The organism is Microbulbifer maximicatervae (SeqCode), assembly GCF_052468155.1.
Genome location: NZ_CP174335.1, coordinates 3,105,874 through 3,126,316, shown reverse-complemented (window position 1 = coordinate 3,126,316; position 20,443 = coordinate 3,105,874). Strand labels below are relative to the sequence as shown.

Annotated in this window: 17 protein-coding genes; 7 read left to right on the top strand and 10 right to left on the bottom strand. The window is 48.1% G+C overall.

Features of this window, described 5'->3' with window-relative positions:
* Positions 1 to 3 precede the first annotated feature (3 nt).
* Positions 4 to 1,443 (top strand): arginine/agmatine antiporter, encoded by a 1,440-nt coding sequence (gene adiC, locus ACJJIY_RS13465; RefSeq protein WP_445358082.1) that lies wholly within the window; start codon positions 4 to 6, stop codon positions 1,441 to 1,443.
* Positions 1,444 to 1,445: 2 nt separating this feature from the next.
* Here the strand turns inward: adiC and ACJJIY_RS13460 are convergent, their stop codons facing one another.
* Positions 1,446 to 1,916, bottom strand: coding sequence for a YpsA SLOG family protein (locus tag ACJJIY_RS13460; protein ID WP_445358081.1), 471 nt, complete (start codon positions 1,914 to 1,916; stop codon positions 1,446 to 1,448).
* A gap of 129 nt (positions 1,917 to 2,045) precedes the next feature.
* On the opposite strand from ACJJIY_RS13460, the gene ACJJIY_RS13455 reads away from it, so the two are divergent.
* Positions 2,046 to 2,501: a DUF2269 family protein gene (locus ACJJIY_RS13455; RefSeq protein WP_444933666.1), complete on the top strand. Its 456-nt coding sequence runs from the start codon at positions 2,046 to 2,048 to the stop codon at positions 2,499 to 2,501.
* A gap of 17 nt (positions 2,502 to 2,518) precedes the next feature.
* Here the strand turns inward: ACJJIY_RS13455 and ACJJIY_RS13450 are convergent, their stop codons facing one another.
* The 3 genes from ACJJIY_RS13450 to ACJJIY_RS13440 all read right to left on the bottom strand — a co-directional run bounded on the left by ACJJIY_RS13450 (position 2,519) and on the right by ACJJIY_RS13440 (position 4,723).
* On the bottom strand, positions 2,519 to 3,499 hold the full coding sequence (locus tag ACJJIY_RS13450; RefSeq protein WP_444907840.1) for a hypothetical protein: 981 nt from the start codon (positions 3,497 to 3,499) through the stop codon (positions 2,519 to 2,521).
* Positions 3,500 to 3,574: 75 nt separating this feature from the next.
* A complete protein-coding gene (locus tag ACJJIY_RS13445) occupies positions 3,575 to 4,204 on the bottom strand; it encodes a malonic semialdehyde reductase (RefSeq protein ID WP_444925340.1) in 630 nt (209 codons plus the stop codon).
* A 54-nt stretch (positions 4,205 to 4,258) separates the two neighbouring features.
* Entirely contained in the window at positions 4,259 to 4,723 is a 465-nt protein-coding gene (locus tag ACJJIY_RS13440; protein WP_444925341.1) for a DUF3429 domain-containing protein, read from the bottom strand.
* Between the two features lie 70 nt (positions 4,724 to 4,793).
* On the opposite strand from ACJJIY_RS13440, the gene ACJJIY_RS13435 reads away from it, so the two are divergent.
* Complete coding sequence (locus ACJJIY_RS13435) at positions 4,794 to 5,054, top strand: DUF3081 family protein (RefSeq protein WP_413662543.1); 261 nt, start codon at positions 4,794 to 4,796, stop codon at positions 5,052 to 5,054.
* A gap of 293 nt (positions 5,055 to 5,347) precedes the next feature.
* On the opposite strand, the gene ACJJIY_RS13430 is transcribed toward ACJJIY_RS13435, so the two are convergent.
* Together ACJJIY_RS13430 and ACJJIY_RS13425 are read right to left on the bottom strand one after the other, a co-directional pair.
* Complete coding sequence (locus ACJJIY_RS13430) at positions 5,348 to 5,566, bottom strand: hypothetical protein (protein ID WP_445354586.1); 219 nt, start codon at positions 5,564 to 5,566, stop codon at positions 5,348 to 5,350.
* 1,879 nt (positions 5,567 to 7,445) lie between these two features.
* Positions 7,446 to 8,072, bottom strand: coding sequence for a MiaE family protein (locus tag ACJJIY_RS13425; RefSeq protein ID WP_444925343.1), 627 nt, complete (start codon positions 8,070 to 8,072; stop codon positions 7,446 to 7,448).
* 220 nt (positions 8,073 to 8,292) lie between these two features.
* On the opposite strand from ACJJIY_RS13425, the gene ACJJIY_RS13420 reads away from it, so the two are divergent.
* Positions 8,293 to 9,228, top strand: coding sequence for a hypothetical protein (locus tag ACJJIY_RS13420; protein WP_445358080.1), 936 nt, complete (start codon positions 8,293 to 8,295; stop codon positions 9,226 to 9,228).
* A 43-nt stretch (positions 9,229 to 9,271) separates the two neighbouring features.
* On the opposite strand, the gene ACJJIY_RS13415 is transcribed toward ACJJIY_RS13420, so the two are convergent.
* Complete coding sequence (locus tag ACJJIY_RS13415) at positions 9,272 to 9,721, bottom strand: DUF1289 domain-containing protein (RefSeq protein ID WP_445358079.1); 450 nt, start codon at positions 9,719 to 9,721, stop codon at positions 9,272 to 9,274.
* Between the two features lie 304 nt (positions 9,722 to 10,025).
* Here ACJJIY_RS13415 and acnB point away from each other — a divergent pair, with 304 nt between their 5' ends.
* From acnB to ACJJIY_RS13400, 3 genes are all read left to right on the top strand, one after another.
* On the top strand, positions 10,026 to 12,641 hold the full coding sequence (gene acnB / locus ACJJIY_RS13410) for a bifunctional aconitate hydratase 2/2-methylisocitrate dehydratase (protein WP_413662548.1): 2,616 nt from the start codon (positions 10,026 to 10,028) through the stop codon (positions 12,639 to 12,641).
* Positions 12,642 to 12,764: 123 nt separating this feature from the next.
* Entirely contained in the window at positions 12,765 to 13,571 is an 807-nt protein-coding gene (locus ACJJIY_RS13405; protein WP_444897795.1) for a sulfotransferase family 2 domain-containing protein, read from the top strand.
* 419 nt (positions 13,572 to 13,990) lie between these two features.
* Positions 13,991 to 16,129, top strand: a complete 2,139-nt coding sequence (locus ACJJIY_RS13400) for an alginate lyase family protein (RefSeq protein WP_444897796.1) — start codon at positions 13,991 to 13,993, stop codon at positions 16,127 to 16,129.
* A 21-nt stretch (positions 16,130 to 16,150) separates the two neighbouring features.
* Here the strand turns inward: ACJJIY_RS13400 and ACJJIY_RS13395 are convergent, their stop codons facing one another.
* The 3 genes from ACJJIY_RS13395 to ACJJIY_RS13385 are packed head-to-tail and all read right to left on the bottom strand — an operon-like array spanning position 16,151 to position 20,387.
* Positions 16,151 to 17,530, bottom strand: a complete 1,380-nt coding sequence (locus tag ACJJIY_RS13395; protein WP_445358078.1) for an MFS transporter — start codon at positions 17,528 to 17,530, stop codon at positions 16,151 to 16,153.
* 52 nt (positions 17,531 to 17,582) lie between these two features.
* The gene (locus ACJJIY_RS13390) at positions 17,583 to 18,962 is read right to left on the bottom strand and encodes an MFS transporter (protein WP_444897798.1); all 1,380 of its coding nucleotides are present in this window, start codon (positions 18,960 to 18,962) and stop codon (positions 17,583 to 17,585) included.
* 39 nt (positions 18,963 to 19,001) lie between these two features.
* Positions 19,002 to 20,387 carry an MFS transporter gene (locus ACJJIY_RS13385; RefSeq protein ID WP_445358077.1) on the bottom strand — a complete coding sequence of 462 codons (1,386 nt, stop codon included), beginning with the start codon at positions 20,385 to 20,387 and terminating at the stop codon, positions 19,002 to 19,004.
* Between the last annotated feature and the right edge of the window lie 56 nt (positions 20,388 to 20,443).

Here is a 20,443-nt window from a genome sequence, read left to right as displayed (position 1 = left end):
CTGATGGTTGCAGGCAATATGATGGGTTCCGGGGTTTTTATGCTCCCCGCCAATCTCGCTGCAGTCGGCAGTATCTCCCTGATCGGCTGGTTGATAACCATCGTCGGCGCTATCTCCCTGGCCCTGGTATTTGCCAAGCTTGCCGCTATCTATCCCGCAGCCGGCGGCCCTTACGCCTACGCCCGCCGCGCTTTTGGCGATTACATTGGCTACCAAACCAACCTGGTTTACTGGCTGGCCAATGTAATCGGTAATGTTGCGCTGATTACTGCAGGCCTGGGCTATCTGACCCATTTTTTTCCACCGTTAAAAGACCCACTGACTTTTGCCATGGCCCAGGTTGCCATGGTCTGGCTGCTAACTTACGCCAATGTACTGGGCCCGCGCACCGTCGGTCGCATCCAATCCCTCACCACAGGCCTGGTTTTACTTCCAATCCTCGGAACCGCTATTTTTGGCTGGTTCTGGTTCGACCAGCAAAACTTTACCAGCAGCTGGAATGTCTCGGGCAAGAGCGACCCCAGTGCCATTATGGCCAGCCTGACCTTCACGCTCTGGGCCTTTATTGGGGTGGAAACCGCCTCTGTATCCGCCGCAGTGGTAAAAGACCCCACCAAGAACGTCCCAATCGCAACGGTTGGGGGAGTTATCCTAGCTTCTATTGCCTATGTACTCAGCTCATCGGTCATTATGGGGATGCTGCCGAACCAGGAATTAATCAGCTCCTCCGCTCCCTTTGCCGATGCTGCTCGCCTGGCACTGGGAAATACTGCGGCCAATGTCGTAGCCCTGTGCGCCGCTATTGGCTGTATCGGTTCATTGGGCGGCTGGATACTGTTGGTGGGGCAGTCTGCCAAGGCGGCGGCAGATGATGGCCTGTTTGCAGCACTATTTGCCCGCACCAATAACAAAGGCGTACCTACCGGCGGATTAACCCTGGTGGCCGTGCTGATGTCTGTATTGATACTTACCACCATATCGCCAACGGCCAGCCAGCAGTTTGGCAAAATTGCCTCTGTCGCTGTGATTATGACACTGATGCCCTATATCTATTCAGCGGTAGCTTTGCGGGTTTTGGCCTACGGAAAAATGCCGCCTCAGCAGTACGGACTGTTTACTGTGATTTTGCTGATTGCAGCGGTGTACTGCCTTGTGGCCCTGGTGGGATCTGACGGGCAACAAACCCGCTGGTCCCTGATCTTTGTGATTGCGACAGTCATTTTTTATGCGCTAATTTTAAATCGCCGTCGTAGCGTTGAAGAAAAGCACTTTCTACCCGGTGGGCCAGAACCAGCCTGGGTTCACTACTTCACTCTCTTTGCCACAATTGCTACCCTGTGCCTGTTCTTCTGGTTTTCCGTAGGGCAATACCCGGACTTGGAATTGCGCCTGCGCGCACCCAACCCCTCGGGTCATCATCTTGAGAGGCACATTGAACCCTAGACTCAGCGGGTTAGCGCCCTCTCGATGGTTTCTGCGGTAATTTCAGTAATCCCTTGGGAGTTGGATTCACGGTTACCCGCCACATTGAGCGTCTGCGGACGATTCTTGAGGATAAAGTCGCGCACCAGTTGTACTCGATCGGCATCAGTCGGATTGACTACCAAGTGTGGTTTCCCCGATGCCTGGCAGAACTCAATAGTAAACAGGGTACCATCACTACTGGGATTGGTTGTGAAGATAACAGTGGCATCAGAGTTGCGGATATTCTCACGAGTACGCTCTTCCAGATCCGGGGACGTGTTTTCAACCAGCCCAAGCCTTTTCAGAAAATCCGGCCGATCACCGATCTCAGTCCAGTAACCCTGCGGTGCTGTGCCACCGGTGGCAATTCCCAGGCGCTGCCCTGCCAGCAAGCCGCCGGTATCCGCCCCTGTCTGACCACCACTGATAATTTTCTCCGGTCGGAAGATCACTTTTCTCCCCCATATCGTTTATCGTCCTACTAGCTCAAGCTAGCAGATATCAAGGCAGCGATAATTGGCATTGAAATTAACGACCGCAGCCACTAATTTATCTCCAACTTTAGTCTGGCCAGCAGCGCTGTGAATTACTATCTGATACTGAAAACACTGCATATCCTCTGCGCCATAATCGTACTCGGCACAGGGACCGGCATCGCTTGGTACACCCTGAGGGGCTGGCTGTCCGGAAATGCCCAAGTTATGCAGTGGGTCAGCCGGGAGACGGTACGGGCAGACTGGATATTTACCGGATCGGCGGTAATTGGTCTATTCGGTAGCGCGGTGGGAATGCTGCTGATTAATCCAAGCTGGATGCTGCAAGCCTGGCTGCAATTAGCCGCCGGTCTCAGCGCAACCGTGTTCTTGTTGTGGCTGCCGGTTGTTTACCTTCAGTACCAGCTGCGTAAACATGCCAAAGAAGACGGTAATATAGACAAAATGCGCAAGCTAATGATGGCTTGGTCCCTGCTCGGGGCTATCGCATTTCCCATAACCGTTGTCATTGTCTATCTGATGGTGTCTAAGCCGGCACTATAAGGACTCATGCCAGGCCATTACCTCTTCGCCCCCCTGAGGGTCTTATAGCTCGCTCGATGGCCAATATCTTTCCATTGCCGCTTGAAGTCATCCAGAACTACGCCAGACACAATTTCTGCATTACCTTCCGCACTTTTATCCAAACGATGTATCGCTTCTTTCTTACATAGCGGAACAATAATCGCCGAGCGTTCATGCCGGTCCATTCTCAACAGACGGCTGCGAATATGCTCTGCCTCACCACCGGTACAACTTGCATCTGTAATCACAAATACATTGGTATCACTGTCTAAATCCGAAGCTATAGTGCCAAAACCGAGATCAAACTGCCGAAATACCACCCCTTTGAACAACCCCTCCCCCACTTCCGAACCCGTTATAAAGGGCCAGGCATGTGCCAGGGTCCACAAGTAGGATTTACTTAAGACATATTGCAGGTGCTGATTGCGAACAAGCCCCAACTGGAATTGACGCTCAAAGGTTTCATCATTCAACTTGGCTTTACTGCAAATGGCCTTGGGAATGAGCTCCCCTTTGTAGCTGGTGGTCGGGATAACCACGATAAAATCATCAGCATCCCGCTTTTTCTCCAATGCCTTAAGAATGGTCGCCTGTAGATGTAAGACAAATTCCTCGGTGGTAATTACATCGTGTGGCAGCGCTGCGTTGTCCATTGCCAGGTTCATATAAAGTGTTTCCGCTCTATATGCCTGAATAATCGGCTCCAGCTCTTCTCGACTAAACAACAACTTTTCATCGAGGATTGCCTGCTCATTAATTTTTTTTGCATAGCAATCTATCAATAGTTGGTCTGCGGCATAGATACCGAAATTTCCCGAACTGACACAGCGGAAGTATTCCTCATCTTGCATCGACAAAAATCGCTCAACCACAGCCCGGCTAATGTCCCGGCCAAACAACTCATAAAGCGCGTCCTCTTGCCGAGGTAAAAAATATTCTTCCGGGTCAATCAACCGCTGAGATCGTTTAAGAACCACTTAATCACACCTAAATTCTTGATCCACTGCCATTAACCCGCATTAAAAAATACGAATTATGTTAAACACAACAATTTACAGAGTTCTGCACACTTCATCGAAATCCAACCGAGGGTTGCGCGGATATAATTTGTCGGTTTCGCCATAGCCAAGATTGCACAAGAAATTGGACTTAATATGACAATCAGGGAAGTGCTCCGGCAGAAAAGCCGGTGCTGAGCATTTGTCACTGAAGAATGCCTCATCAACCAATGCGTTATCAAACCCCGACATTGGGCCGCAATCGAGCCCCAGGGCCCTCGCCGCTAAAATAAAGTAGCCTCCTTGCAAGGAACCATTGCGAAATGCTGTAACCTCGGCGTATTCGGGGCTATCGGCAAACCATTCCCTCGCAGGAGTCTGGGGGTAGAGCCTCGGAAGGTGTTCATAAAAGTGCACATCGTAAGCAACAATGGCAGTCACCGGAGCCCGCATAGTTTTTTCAATATTTCCCTCATTAAGCGCTGGCTTGAGCCGCTCCTTAGCCTCCTTACTTACAACAAACACCAATCGCATAGGGCAACAATTAGCACTGGTGGGTCCGATTTTGACCAAGTCGTAAAGCTGTTTCAAAACCTCTTTTGAAACCGGCTTATCCTGCCAATGACTATGGGTTCGGGCCTTGTTGAATAGCTGGTCGAGCACCTCAGAGGAAACAGGTTGCATAAGAGCTACCCCAAAATAACTTCGCTGGTAACAGTTTAGTTTGCGCCAGACATTTCAAAGGAGCAGCAGAATCATAAGAAGATGGCAGGCCATCACTAGGTAGGTCACGATGCTGCGGGTACGGAAATACTGATCCCGCCCGGGCAGATTGGGATTCAACCGGGCCTCGGCCCAGACAACAAAACCGAAAGCAACTAGTAATACCGGTAGCGCCCAAGTGGTGCGAAACATCAGCAGCGCCACCCACCCCACCAACGTCACCAGGTTACTCAGTAGCGCTAAAATCATCCTGTGCGGATGCCCCACTTGATTGAGTGCAGCGCCCCACCAAACACCGCAGAGAAAACTCAGAATCACGGCGCTGTAGGCGGTGAACAGTAGGCGAGGAGTCACTCCCCAAAGAGAAAACCCTAACCACTGCATAATGATTCCTGCGACAAATGGAATCAAACCAAGGTAAGCCAGCCAGTCAAACAGTCGCGTATTTACTGGTGGGTAGTGATGGATGTCAGTGTCCATGTCGTCTAAGCTTCCAAGTCAAAGACAGTTTCGTCTCAAACAACAAGCTTAGCGGCAGGAGCAAGCAGCAATGGATGCCGAACAGAAAATTGACGTCAAACAGGCGCTGCGGGTGTTTGATAGGGCGACAAAGGAGGGGCGCAAGGAAGGTAACGAATGGCATTACCAGGGGCTGGCAGTCAGCACTGACTTTGACGGCTATACGGTTTTTATCAATTCCCCCAAAGTGAAACTCACCATATTTTTTCACAATAAATTTTCTGTGGATTCCACCAGCAGTAAAGAGCTTGAAGAGTTTATTCGGCTATTGAAAAAGCTTGATTCAGGATAAGAGAAAAGAGCCTTGGAACCTCAAGCAGAGATAAATTTTAAACACCGAAATGAGACACGTTGAGAGTAACTCTTCGATATTCACTAAAAGAACACCGCAAGCACGAATGGAGACACTATCCGCCACCAAACTTAAAAAACCAAACGCATCCGGTTTAAAATTACAGCCTAATACTACCGCAGTTATCTTCCAGATAAATTGATCATCTTATGGACTTATACAGCTGGCACAGAGTTTTGAAGCCCAGCGAAACATTACCCCATCATTTCACCCAAAGTCCGCTGGGCTAAATGTTAAACCTCTCCCAGTAGAATTTTAATTATTGCCCCAAGAATATTAGCAACATTATCTGTCACTGCACCAGACACATCACTTTCAGCCGTTAACATATCTACTGAAAAGGTTTTCCCTTCTTCAGATACCTGAGAGTGAATCACGTCCTCATGTATTGACCCAGCAAAACATACGCTGACGGTTAAAACCATAAAAAACAATTTATATATAACTTTCATTAATATTCTTCCTAATTGATCAAGTTATCCATCTTCCTATCGTCCCACCCTCCAAAAACCTCCCTATTTTTGGAGTATCTACATTAATGCATATTTGAACAGCCTTCAAACCTATTAGATTAAACCTGCGGCTGCCAATACCCTCTGAATCATATTCAAACTCCCTAAAACCTAAAAGGCATCAACACCTCCAAAAGATTCAGAGTTATCACTGGGATACGCGCCTAGTACTTTTCTACCAAGTCTAAAAGCATAGGACCACCACCTGCCAACATGGTGGAATTGTGTTTAAAAAATCCAATATCTGGGTATCCATAACCAGATATTTCGTCAAACACCAGTCCCAAATAACACCACCTCCCCAGCCTCCCTTTAATATCAACCTTTACATTTCATTGCATGCAAATATTTTTTAACATCCTCAGGAGCCAATAAACAATTACAGCTTTGAAATAGCTTGCTCCTAGCAACATCATTGGTCACACAAAAGATCATCTTGAGCACCAATACTGATTCAGAGTTAGCTATATTGATGTTCAAACGGCAAAATATAACCTTTTTCGCCAGAGTAAAGTTGGAAGCTTGCCATGTCTTTTTTTCAGCCCTTCTCGAGGAAGGCCAAATAGCCTCACACCCTAACAGAACTCTTCAATGGCTTTATTGATACAACCTTCTCGCCAAGGATAAATGTAAATCATGATCATATCTACTGGAGAGCGTCCCAAGATCTTTATATTTTCTGCAAACTAAAATACTACGGCGTCTAAGTGATCAACCCCACTGTGAATACCGTTTTGCTTTATGAGATCTTGTGCAAAATTATTGAGTAAAGCACGGGACAGCCTTGCCTCTGTGCTTCTCTCAGCATCTGTATATTTCTTGGAAATGAAAGATAGTTTTTCCATTACTTACATTTTCTGGGGGAGGAGGGAAGAAATACCGGGCTACCTGGTACAAACTCACCATAACAATCATCCTGACTGATCATTACGCTCCTCAATCTTCAGTGCTCCAAGATCGTCGAATGCGGCCCCTGCAGTAACACCAATATGTTTACCGCCCCAGGCTTTCCCGTTTTGGTGCATTTCTCAGGTAGCCTAAAAACTTCCTGAAATTAGCCCGTTGCCTAGTATCCCTCTCTTAATATGTCTTTAAGCAGTTTCATTAGCCCTTAATGCACTACAAAAAAGCATCCAACGAGCCACTTTCGTCTTCCTTGAATCACTCAGACAAAGATGCCCATAAACCACTTATGCTTTCTGATTACAGAATAACTGTTTGAAAATAAAAGCTAATTAAGAAACGGCACTTAAACCTTCAAAAGGCGGTACTCAAAAACTGTACTTCCACACATTGACTCTAAATTATAATTTTTACGGAAGGATGGTCAGTAAAAATCACTGTGCAGTACATATCTTTTTCAAGATTGTGGCCAACAGGGTATTGATGAACAGCCCCTAGTGTACGAGTTTGATCTTCTAGCGAGCTTACGATAGTACAGCTTACAAATACCCTTTAGTATTAGTTTACTACCGCTCACCCAGCTTACTTATAGCGTTTGATCAGTTGATATCGACTTGTACCGGCGAGATCCCAAAGAGACCTGTGCTGATTTTTAGGGCACAAACGTAGAGTCAGGTCAGGTCAGGTCGGGTCGGGTCGGGTCGGGTCGGGTCGGGTAAAGGTAACAGAACTACCAAGCAGCCCTACGATAATTCCATAACCAACGATTAGCGCTACTGCCGGTATGACCCCATAAGTGAGCTTAGGCAGCAAGAATTCTGGTGTTATCACTAAAGAATCAGGAAGCTTGTAGCTAATAAACATCAATTCGAAAGCTTCCTGAAAATCTGAGCCACCTTAGCAGGCCAAGCGAGAATTACTGCCCTGCACTCTCCGGCACACCACTGTGAAAGCGGAACTGTCCATCACTGCCTTCCACTAATTCCTTTTCTTTCTCCAGCAGTACCTGAACCCTAGATTGAATATCTTCATCGGAAGCCTTCTGGGCAAGATGCAGGTAATCGCGGAAGTGACGCGCCTCAGATTTAAGCAGGGAGAGATAAAACTTCTGCAACTCGTCATCTAACTGGGGCGCAATCCGTGCAAAGCGCTCGCAGGAGCGCGCTTCGATAATAGCGCCACAAATCAGCGTGTCGATCAGTCGCCCCGGCTCCGCACTGCGGACTTCGGCACGAAGACCGGCCGCGTAACGGGAGGCACTAACGTGGGGATAGGCGATACCGCGCTTCTCCATAATCGCCAGCACCTGCTCAAAGTGGCGCAACTCTTCGCGAGCCAGACGCGACATTTTGTTCAGAAGCTCAAAGTCATTCAGATAGCGAAACATCAGGTTCAGGGCAGTACCCGCCGCTTTTTTCTCGCAGTTGGCATGATCGATCAGCATCATTTCCGGCTCCTTCAATGCCGCCTCCACCCAGGCATCGGGCGTGGGACACAGCAGGAATTCATTGATAGCGGACAGATCTGGGACTTGAGCATTCATAAGACGAACAAACTTAACCGGAGCAAAATAACTTGGCGCGGGATTATAGCGGCCCCAAGCCACAAACGCCCGCTTTTAAACGATCAGCGGGCACTACTCCCCCAACTGACAAACCGGGGCTGCAATTATCCAGGAAGGTCCCTAGTGATAAATACACTCAATTTGATAACGATTTATTAAGTGCATTAATATATAAATCACTTTTTATCCGGCATATCTGATGAATGACTACAGAACCCAGGCTAAAGCTATCCCACCGCTATTAGAAAATGTCCATGGTACCGCCCAAGCCCTGAGAGAATCCCTGGAATTGCTGCAAAATGCCGAGAAACCCTGGCAGCACTATCTACTTCAGCCCCCTTTCGCACAGGATGCCGCACTCAGTCTCAATCAGAGCTTTGAGCGCCCCTATTCACTGTCAGGCGCTCTCTACTCGCAACTCGACTATCAGGAGCCCATTAGCGCCGGAGGGGATGCCCGCGCTACTTTACAGGTACCTGGCTTATTGGCGGTACCGACCAAAACCCTTGAGCTTGCCCAACAACTCAATAACCACAAAGAGATCTTCGCCAAGGCTATCGCCGAACTTCGCGGCGCCTTGGCGGAGCGGCCAGTAGCAGAGCAGGATCGCACTGTGCGGGAAACCCTTGCGGATGCCGGATACCCCCGCGCACATCTACGCCAATGCTACCGCCTGGTCTTGATGTGCCCGAAGCGGCCCGATGCTATCACCCTTTCATGGATTAAGGCGCGTAAATCCATTCGCAAGGTCACGGTGAAATGGTGTGAAAAGAAGTTGGTACAGCTGGACCCTCAAGGGTCCGATCCCGGTATCCAATATCAGCGCCAGCTACTCGCCGGGCTACACAAAAGCCAGCAGGAGGATTTACGCCAGGTGCAAGTGCAAAGTCGCCCCAATCTCCAGGTAGCGGAAATCTTCTATGGGCACGAGCCAGGTGAGGAAGAGGAATATCATCAGGTCGGCTATTCCTCCATGCCGATTCTGGTAGAGGCCAACGAAGCCGGGCAGCTGCCTGAATTCACCCGAGTTGACCACCAACCGAGCTTGAGTCGACGGCGCCAGCGGCGGGATCTGGCAATCGCCAGTGAACCCTTTCTACCGGCGCTCAGAGTATTTTTGCGCCAGCAGCGCTAAACCCAAGCCCCAAATGGGGCTGCCATCAAATTTTTGAACCTTCTTAGGTAATACCAGGCGCCACATAGCGCTGGTAATAGGCGACAGACAGTGCGTAAAAATCCTCATCGATAAGGCGGCGAATTTCCACCAGTGGGACGCCGCGAACCTGTGCGGTGAGTTGCAACCCAAAAGCCTTGAGGTCCGATATCTGGCTGGCCCCTGCCCTCAATAGTTCGAACACCCAGCAGTATGGATTTTGACTCTCATCAAAACGGACCCGCTGGTGATGAAGCTGCTCCAATAGCAGCTCGCGATCCACGATCTCCAACTGGCTGCGTACTGCGTTCACCAAATACCCTTCTCGGCGCTCGGCAATTACTCGGCGCTGTTCTTCACTATAGGCATTCCAATCAATAACCTCGTGTGCAAAGCGCTTGCAGCCACGGCAAACATCATCGCCAATTCCCGTGGAGCAAACACCGATACAGGGCGTGCGAACCTTCTTATACATTAACTATCCGACCAACCTATTTATGCCGCCCGCGCGGCCTTCAAATTGCGCGTAGCCTATTTTGTTTCCGCCGCCAAGAAAAGGGGGGAAGTACCAGCTGCCAAACCACTAAAATTCACCTAGCAAATAGTCATAATTCACTTAAACTATTGATTTTTCGATAAACTTAACAGCTGTAGGGCTTTCCTGTAGTATTCGCCCCCCGCCATCAGCGGCCTCGAAAAAAAAATCCCGGCTGACAGTTAATAGACCGGGAATTCCGCCCGCTGTAGGTGCCACCCCACACACCAAGAGGGACTTATCAGTGCTTGAAGCCTATCGCAAACACGTCGCCGAGCGCGCCGAACAAGGCATTCCGCCAAAGCCATTGGACGCCGAGCAAGTCGCCGGCCTGGTTGAATTGCTGAAAAATCCGCCAAAAGGCGAAGAACAGGAACTGGTTGACCTGCTCACCCAACGCGTTCCGCCGGGCGTTGACGAAGCCGCTTATGTTAAAGCAGGTTTCCTGTCCGCCATTATCAAAGGTGAAGCAGAATCCCCGCTGATCGATCGCAAACACGCTGTAGAACTGCTGGGCCAAATGCTGGGCGGTTACAACATCTCCACCCTGGTCGAGCTGCTGGACGACAAAGATCTGGCCGAACTGGCTGCCGAGCAGCTGAAAGGCACCCTGCTGATGTTTGACGCCTTCCACGATGTGGAAGAGAAAGCCAAAGCCGGCAACGAATTCGCCAAAGCGGTAATGCAATCCTGGGCAGACGCCGAGTGGTTCACCAAGCGCAACAAAGTACCCGAGAGCATCAAAGTTGCCGTATTCAAGGTAACTGGCGAAACCAACACCGACGACCTGTCTCCGGCACCGGATGCCTGGTCCCGTCCGGACATTCCCCTGCACGCGCTGGCCATGTACAAAATGAAGCGCGACGGTCTGGAGCCAGAAGAAGCAGGCGTTACCGGTCCCCTAAAGCAGATCGAAGAAGTTAAAGCCAAGGGCCTGCCCGTTGCTTTCGTTGGTGACGTAGTAGGTACTGGTTCTTCCCGTAAGTCCGCCACCAACTCCGTGCTGTGGTACTTCGGTGAAGAAATGCCCGGCGTGCCCAATAAGAAAGGTGGCGGTATTTGTATCGGCGGTAAAGTTGCCCCGATCTTCTACAACACCATGGAAGATGCCGGCGCACTGGTATTCGAAGCCCCCGTTGACGAACTGGGCATGGGCGACGTTATCGAGATCCGCCCTTACGACGGCAAGATCCTGGCCGAAGACGGCAAAGTCCTGTCTGAATTCCAACTGAAGTCCGACGTACTGCTGGACGAAGTTCAGGCTGGCGGTCGTATCAATCTGATCATCGGTCGCGGCCTGACCGGCAAAGCACGTGAAGCCCTGGGCCTGGCGCCTTCCGAGCTGTTCCGCAAGCCTGAGCAACCTGCCGACACTGGCAAGGGTTACACTCTGGCGCAGAAGATGGTTGGTAAAGCCTGTGGCGTTGAAGGTATCCGTCCGGGCACCTACTGCGAGCCGAAAATGACCACTGTGGGCTCCCAGGACACCACTGGCCCCATGACCCGTGACGAACTGAAAGACCTGGCCTGCCTCGGCTTCTCCGCCGACCTGGTAATGCAGTCTTTCTGTCACACTGCGGCCTATCCGAAGCCCGTTGATATCAGCACCCAGCACACCCTGCCGGACTTCATCATGAACCGTGGCGGTGTTTCCCTGCGCCCGGCAGACGGCATCATCCACAGCTGGCTGAACCGCATGCTGCTGCCGGACACCGTAGGTACCGGTGGTGACTCCCACACCCGCTTCCCCATGGGTATCTCCTTCCCGGCAGGTTCCGGTCTGGTAGCTTTCGCCGCCGCTACTGGTGTTATGCCGCTGGATATGCCTGAGTCCGTACTGGTGCGCTTCAAGGGCAAAATGCAGCCCGGCATCACCCTGCGCGACCTGGTGCACTCCATTCCTCTCTACGCCATCAAGCAGGGCCTGCTGACCGTTGAGAAGAAAGGCAAGAAGAACATCTTCTCCGGCCGCATCCTCGAGATCGAAGGTCTGGAAGACCTGACTGTAGAGCAGGCATTCGAGCTGTCCGACGCCTCCGCCGAGCGCTCCGCTGCTGGCTGTACCATCAAGCTGTCCGAAGACACCATGTCTGAGTACCTGCGCTCCAACGTAACCCTGTTGCGCTGGATGATCGCTGAAGGTTACGGCTCCAAGCGTACCCTGGAGCGCCGCGCGCGCGCCATGGAAGAGTGGCTGGCCAACCCGAAACTGATGGAAGCGGACGCCGACGCCGAATACCTGGAAGTCATCGAGATCGACCTGGCCGAGATCAAAGAACCGATCGTATGTGCTCCTAACGATCCAGACGACGCTCGCCTGCTGTCCGACGTTGCTGGCGACAAGGTAGACGAAGTGTTTATCGGCTCCTGTATGACCAACATCGGTCACTTCCGCGCTGCCGGTAAACTGCTGCAAGAACACAAAGGTGGCATCTCCACTCGCATGTGGATTTCCCCGCCCACCAAGATGGACGAGCACCAGTTGATGGAAGAGGGTTACTACAACATCTACGGCTCTGCCGGTGCCCGCACCGAGATGCCCGGATGTTCCCTGTGTATGGGTAACCAGGCACGTGTGGCACCGAACGCCACCGTACTGTCCACCTCTACCCGTAACTTCCCCAACCGTCTGGGCGATGGTGCCAACGTGTACCTGACCTCCGCTGAGCTGGCTTCTGTAGGCGCCATCCTGGGTAAACTGCCGACTCCGGCTGAGTACCAGGAATACGCACAGAACCTGGACTCCATGTCCAGCGAGATCTACCGCTACCTGAACTTCGATCAGATTGAAGACTTCCAGAAGTCTGCCGAAGAAGGCAAGCGCATCGCAGCGACTGAGATCCAGGAAGTTACTGTTTAAGTACGGACGAGCCTTTAAAAAACCCGCCTAAAGGCGGGTTTTTTAATTTCCGTACAATATATTAAACTTACCCTTCCATTACTTCAGACCAAGCCTTTCAAAAACTTAGCAGTACTTCATCAAATGAAAAGAATGTTAAAAAAGTTGGTTCGCCCATCACTTGCTAGACTCCCGATAAAATTAACCTCCCCACCTAAAATTTTCTTTTGTCACGTACCAAAATGTGCCGGTTCCTCCCTCAACTCTGCCATTAGCTCTCAATACTATGAGCCCAACAAACTAGACACTTTTGGTATCAAGCGAGCAGTAAACAAACGTACAGCAGACATATTAGATATCCCAATGATGTCGGTACGAGAAATCGTAATGGTCCACAACTTATCAATAAAATCGAACTATTACGGCCGAGGTCATTCATATTGCCGCCCAAATGTCGTCAAAAGTTTCTCCGGCGAGTGGAACTTTTTGACGGTACTGAGGAATCCTGTTGATAGATGGATATCTCTCTATACCTACAATACTTACAAGAAAAGTCAGTGGGATAAAAATACACTCTCTCTAAATGAATACTTAGACTCCAAAACTGGGGTTAACGCTGGAAAAGAGTATCTTCAATATTTTTCTAACTTTAATAATCGAAATCCATCAGAACATATTGCAGAGGCCCTGGATAACCTCCAACAGTTTTCCATTGTAGGCACAACTGGCCACCTTGACCTACTAACACAGCAGATCGAAGAAGATTTTGATATACAGTTGAACATCCCTGAAATCAACAAGAACCCCAACAATAAACTGGCCCAAGAAATAAAATCCGACCTCAAAACCATTAAAAAGATCGAAGATATCTGCAAATACGACATAGAAATATTCGAACGATTTACAGAAAAGCATGGGTCAATATTTTCAGCAAAAGAAAATCGTCAGTAGAAAATAAAAGAGCAAGAGCGGGAGTAAAATCGACTTAGTCAAAAAAATACAAATCCCGCCCACCTTGGCCTAAGCCCAGTAAACCCAATCAGCTTCTCGCCTCAATTAATAAACATAAACTAACCATCCTATCCACCGCAAAGAGAATTGTACTTCACTAAAGAAGAGAAGGTTTAAGTGGAACCCTGACTCAGGTTAGAGTTCAATACGTTAACGTCCACACCTTAGTCAATTGGAGATATCTTAATTTACGGCTTAGCCGTTAATTGGCGTATTTTATAGCGCCGAAATCCCAATCAAAAATCAAACCTGCTATATTAAGCCCATAATCACACGGCTAAATTGATATCAAAGGCATTTATCGTACCAGCCAACAACCATTAAGAGCCCTCGAACTGAACCAAAAGACATATCTATATATGCAGAAGCCCACCAAGCCCAAACAAAGGATAATAGTCGCCCACAAAAAGGCCTTTTGGTTACAGTGGCAAAATCGCTGGATATTTTTCATTCGTAAACTCAAAAGAAAAATACTAAAATTCTCCAGAACTCTAATCCGTATCATCATTCACAGAAATCGTTTCTTCCCAACCTTTTACTTTCCTTACAACCGCCCACCCTACCCTAAAACCACACCAATCAATACCCACCTAAACACATCAAATAATATCCAGACCTTTATCCTCTACAGAATCATCGGCAACGACTTAGCTCCCCGGCATAGTGTGGGACAGTCCCGCAAGAATCTGGAATTTATTTTGAAGCATGAGTCGGTACTCGACAACTGCAAAAAAGTATTTATCCTCAATCGAATAGTCGACCCTAATGAAGAAGCAGCCATCATTAAACTGCTCGACGACCATCAACAAACTTTCATCAGAATCCCCTTTAGTTGGGACGACTACAGAAAAGTAGAGTGGAATATTCTCGACCACCCCATCATCTATGCCCCCTATAAATTAAAAGGGCTACGATTACGTCAGGACTTAGCGACTCAGGCAGAGCTGAGCCTTTACCGCTATAAAAATAATTATGTAATGAACAATAATGGGGCCAGAAATCTCGCCCTCCAGGACGGCAAATCAAAAGCCGACTGGATTTTACCTTGGGACGGCAATTGCTTCGTAACCCCAAAAGCCTGGCAAGCAATAAAGCAACAGGTACTTCACAACAACGCTTACCCCTACCATGTTATTCCAATGACAAGACTGCTGGATAACCAATCCATTCTATGTGAAAACTTCAAACCAACTCCCACTGAAGAACCACAAATAGTATTTCGATCTGATAGCAGAGAGATTTTTGATAGCCGCTACTGCTACGGCAGGCGCCCCAAGGTAGAACTTTTATGGCGGCTAGGCGTATCGGGGAAATGGGATGAGTGGGCGATTTTCCCATGGGATCTCCCCTGCCCGGATTACTCGGAAGCCGCAGGTCACTATACTCAAGGAGGCTGGGTAGCCAGGCTATTTTCCGGAAAGCCGCACCTGGAGCGGACAGATCAGCAGTCCAGCCGGGATCGAGGAACAACTCGCTCTGAAGCTATCCTTGCCATGCTGGATCACCTCGATGATTCCTGCTTTTCCGCCGATACAAGCGCCCCTGGCAGCAAGTTGGCCGCAGCAAACAGGTGCGACCTTCCCTACCTAATGCTATTAAGAGAGGCCACGCAAAGGTCGGTAAAAGCAAAACAGAGGGCGCGATCCAGTTCGATTAACAGCCTGCTTCAGGATTTGACCATTGTCGCCCTTGCGCAATCCAACTGCTCGAAGCAGGAATTCATTCAATTTATCGACAATAGCCTCATCAAGCTATTCCCCAACAAACATGAAACGAAATACAGCAAACAATTACAATCTGTAAATCCCAACCTACTGGTCTACACCCTCTCCAATTTCAAAAAACTGAAACAAGAACAGCAGATTCGTCTGATAGGAGTTGAGCGATTAGACTACCATCTGGAGCAATACTTTAACTGGTTGATAGATAGTCATCGCGGACAATCAACACGCCCAAAACTTGGGCATCTTGGCACACAGTATGATTTACAAGTTGTAGCTTTAGCGCTCTATCTCAATCAAATACAAACTGCCAGAAAAACTCTCAGGGACTCCCGCTTCCGAATATTAGAGCAGTTTGATCACTCGGATAACCAAGTATCGAAAACCAAGAGTAAAAATAGTGTTAATTTTGAATGCCTCAATCTTCAATCATGGATTTATCTTGCCAGTCTTGCAGAAACAATTAATGAGAATCTCTGGAACTTCACGACAAGAAATGGGGCTGGCATCCAGCAGGGAATAGATAATTTTCTACAAGCATTCGAAAACAACAAGGGCGCCAAGTATTTCGACCGGCAGAGGCTGACCCCAATAGCCCATGCCTACAGACAATATTATGGAGATCTAAAAATAATAATTAATGCCGTACCAATCAGTCAATGCAAACCTGTTTTCCCAATTGAAACGGGAATTTTTCCATTTTGGAACCTCGACAAAGAAGCACAAAATTTACCTTTAAAGGCTGCCGATCAATTAACAACTGAAACGGAAAGGTAGATAATAGATAGATTATTAAAGTCAAACTTCAGGCTTTTTATCCCCGACAAATAAAATGCAAATAATAAAAGAAAACATGGCGAGATAGGCATTTGCAGTAAATGCATATCCAATACCCGATGGCATATCAGTGGCCATCGCCACTATCGTTGTATTCAACCCCAACCCTACGGCACCACCCGCTATTTGAAACATAAAAATGATTGCACCCGCTAAACTTGCCCTACTGCTATCAACAACCGTTATAGCTACAGTTGTAATGGTGGAATTGAACAAACCAATACCAGCACCCAATATCACAAGCCCAGGAACCAAAGACATATATTGAGTATCCTTGTGGATATGAGATAGAAGATACATTCCCAGCGTCATCAATAAAGTAGCTGTCGATACTATCTTCTTTGCTCCAATCACATCATATAGCTTCCCTGCCAGAAAGCCGAAAACGCTAAAGGAGAGCATCATAGGGATCAGCCCCATCCCCGCCCTCATTGCGGAGGTACCACGAACATTGGTTAGGAACTGTGGAATAAAAAACAATCCAGCAAAGAAAAGCGCTGAAATCAATAACGTAGCAGCAGAGGCGAAGACAAACCGTTTATTCCCAGCCACATCCGGTGGAATCAACGCCTGAGCCCCAACTCGCTTCTCAACGACACTAAACAAGCATATAAGTAAGAAAAAGGCAGCGATAAGGCCGAAGACCAATGGGCTTTTGAAACCGACATCAACCACAAGATCAAACGCCAGCAGCAAGGCAAATAGAGCCATCGACAGCGAAGTGATTCCGGCATAGTCAATACGTTCATCACAAGCTTCTGGAGAGTCATCAGGAATCACTCTCCAGCAAACATATAAGGCAACTGCTGATACCGGCAGGTTAATAAAGAAAATCCATCTCCAACTGGCATAATCTGCCAGCGCACCACCCAACAGTGGTCCAACTGAATTGGCAATACCGCAAACAGTAATCACCAGCCCTCCAGCCAAACCCGCTCGCTTTTCAGTCATCAGGCCATAGGTCATACCCAGGATCGACGGCCACATCATAGCCCCTCCAATCCCCATCAGTGCCCGGGATATCAATAACATTCCCATATTAACTGCAATCCCACCGATAAGTGAGAACGCCATAAATAGCAGGGTTCCAATAAAGAATACCCTCCTCCTGCCATACATATCGGCAAGGCGACCACCTGAAATAATCAGTACTCCAAAGACTAAGGCGTAACCATTAATGACCCACTGGGTCGTTGTAAGGTCAGAGTGGAACTCGTGCTCCATTGCCGGCAGCGCGGGAGAAAAGGCCGTAAAATCATTGGCGACAAGGAAAATAGCAAGAGACAGAGCCAACATTCCAAGGTATAAATTCTTATCTAAGAGACCCTCTTGTCTTTCCATTGCGTAAACCTATACTTACATATACATAAACCAATTGACATACAAAATGACGTTAAGCTTTTTCTTCCTTAGACCCTATAAATAAAACGCAAATAATAAAAGATAACATTGCCAAGTATGCGTTTAATGTAAATGCCTGACTAATCCCATAAGATATATCACCAGCCATTGCGACTATTGTGGTATTCAGGCCCAACCCCACTGCACCACCCGCTATTTGAATCATAAAGATTATTGCTCCGGCCAAACTTGCTCGGCGCGGATCAACAACCGATATTGCAAACGTGATTATAGTAGAATTGAATAAGCCAATACCCGCCCCCAAAATTAACAACCCGGGAACCAAGCGAATATATTGACCGTCCTGATAGATATGAGACAGCATATATAAACCTAAAGCCATTAATAGTGTTGCTATGGAGACAATTAGCTTGGCTCCCAGCACCTTATAGACATTACCAGCAACAAAACCAAATACACTAAATGCCAACATAAGTGGAACCAATCCCAGACCTGCTATTGTTGCAGAAGCTCCATGGACTTTACTTAAATATTGCGGGATAAAAAAGAACCCCGCATAGAAGAACTGGGCAATTAACAAAGCGACACAGGCTGCAGTGACAAAAGACTTGTTTCCTGCTACATCTGGAGGGATTAATGCCCCCTCAGCTGCTCTCCCCTCAACCAATATAAAGAGGCAAAACAAGAGAAAGAAAGCCATAAACAGTCCAAACACCAGATAGTTTTTAAACCCCACATCGACTACAAAGTCGAAAGCAAGCAGAAGAGAGAATAGTGCCGATGACAGTAGAGCAACTCCTCGATAATCTAACTTCTCTATAGGCACATTTAACGAATCTGGTGGAATCACTCTGAAGCACAGATAAAGAACCACTAGAGAAAGTGGTAAATTAATAAATAGAATCCATCTCCAGCTGATATAGTCGGCCAGGAAACCTCCCACTAATGGCCCTACAGAATTTGCTATACCGCATATCGTAATAATCAGTCCACCGGCCAACCCTGCATTCTTCGGTGTCATCAGACTGTACATCATCCCCAAAACAGACGGCCAAATCAGCGCACTCCCCGCCCCCATAAATGCACGGGAAACCAACAGCATCCCCATACTTCCAGCAATTCCGCCCAAAAACGAGAAAAACATGAAAATTAATAACCCGACAATAAATGTTCGCCTCCTACCATACATATCAGCCAGACGACCTCCTGAAACTATTAACACACCGCAAACCAATGCGTAAGCACTAATTACCCATTGACTCGTAGTAAGATCTGACTGAAACTCTTGTTCAACCACAGGCAGTGCCGGCGAAAATGCAGTGAAATCATTGGCCACAAGAAAGATGGCCAGGGACAGCGCGCCTAGGCCAAGATATAGATTACTTTTCACCGAGGGCTTTTTATCAACCACACCTAAAACTCGGCTTATTCTCAGTAAAAATAGCTGCCATTAATGGATCGTTTTTGTAGAATGACCAGAAAAGAAAATCATGGAAATCAAGAACCCAAGTAGTGCCAGATAAGCATCAACCACAAAGGCCCGCTCAATCCCAACAGAGATATTTGGAGCCATCGCCAGTAAAGTCGCATTAACCCCCAGCCCAAGTGCACCACCCACAAATTTAAACATATAGATAATCGACCCTGCCAAACTGGAATCACTCGGCTCAACTACGCTAATTGCCGCGGTAACAATCGTAGGGGTATATATGCCAATACTGCTGCCTACTATCAAAAGCCCAGGAATGAAAAAAATATAAGATACTTGGGGCTTTATAGCCGACAGTAGGAATAGCCCTATACACATACCCAAAGCGCCAGAACAAATCAAAATCTTGGCGCCCAACCGCTCGTATAAAGTGCCAGAAATATAGGCGACAACACCAGAGCTGACCATTAATGGTAACAAAGCCAACCCAGCCCCAAAGGCAGAAAAGCCCTTCACCTTGATAAATAGCTGCGGGATATAAACCAGGGTTGCAAAGAATGCGATAGCAACAAAGAACATACTGAGTCCAGCGGCGATAAAGCCTCTATTCTTTATCAACTCACCGGGAATTAGTGCGTTATTCGGATCAACAGTTTCAACACCAGCAAAAACTATCATGAGAAATATGGAAAGTACCAATAGGCCCCACACATAGAAGTGGGACAAGCCATACTGAACCACCAGATCCATAGCAAGGAGGAAACTAAATAAAGACCCACAGAGGGTAATAACACCCCAATAGTCAATTTTCTTAGTGCTTCTCTGCGTATTAGCTGGAGGATATTTGCTCCAACATAGAAGAATAACCAGCAAAGCAATGGGAATATTGATAAATAATATCCAGCGCCAGCTGGCAAAGTCAGCCAACAGGCCACCAATCACTGGGCCACTGGCATTGGCCAACCCCGTTGTAGTGAGAATCAATCCTCCGGCCAGCCCGGCCTTATCCCTGGGTAAGAGGGAGAAGACCATACCCAGGATCGCAGCCCAGGCCAAGGCGCCTCCCAACCCCATCCCAGCACGGGCGAATAATAGCGTTCCTATATTTCCCGCAAACCCACCAACAAGGGAAGATGCAGTAAAGATATAGATGCCGGTAATAAACATTCGCCGACGACCATAGATATCAGCCATCCTGCCCGTAGACACAATCAAAACACCATACACCAGGGTATAGGCGTTAACAACCCAGTGAATGGTGGTGATATCGACATTGAATGTCTTTTGAATTGCCGGGAGTGCCGGCGAAAACGCCGTATAATCATTGGCAAGAAGAAATGCCGCCAGTAGCAGGGCAAAGAGCCCCCAGTAGTGAGTGGGAGTTAAAGAGCTTTCATTGGATGCCATCGATTAAATCTACAGGTACTTTATATCCAGTATGGTGTATTTGTTCCAACATCCAC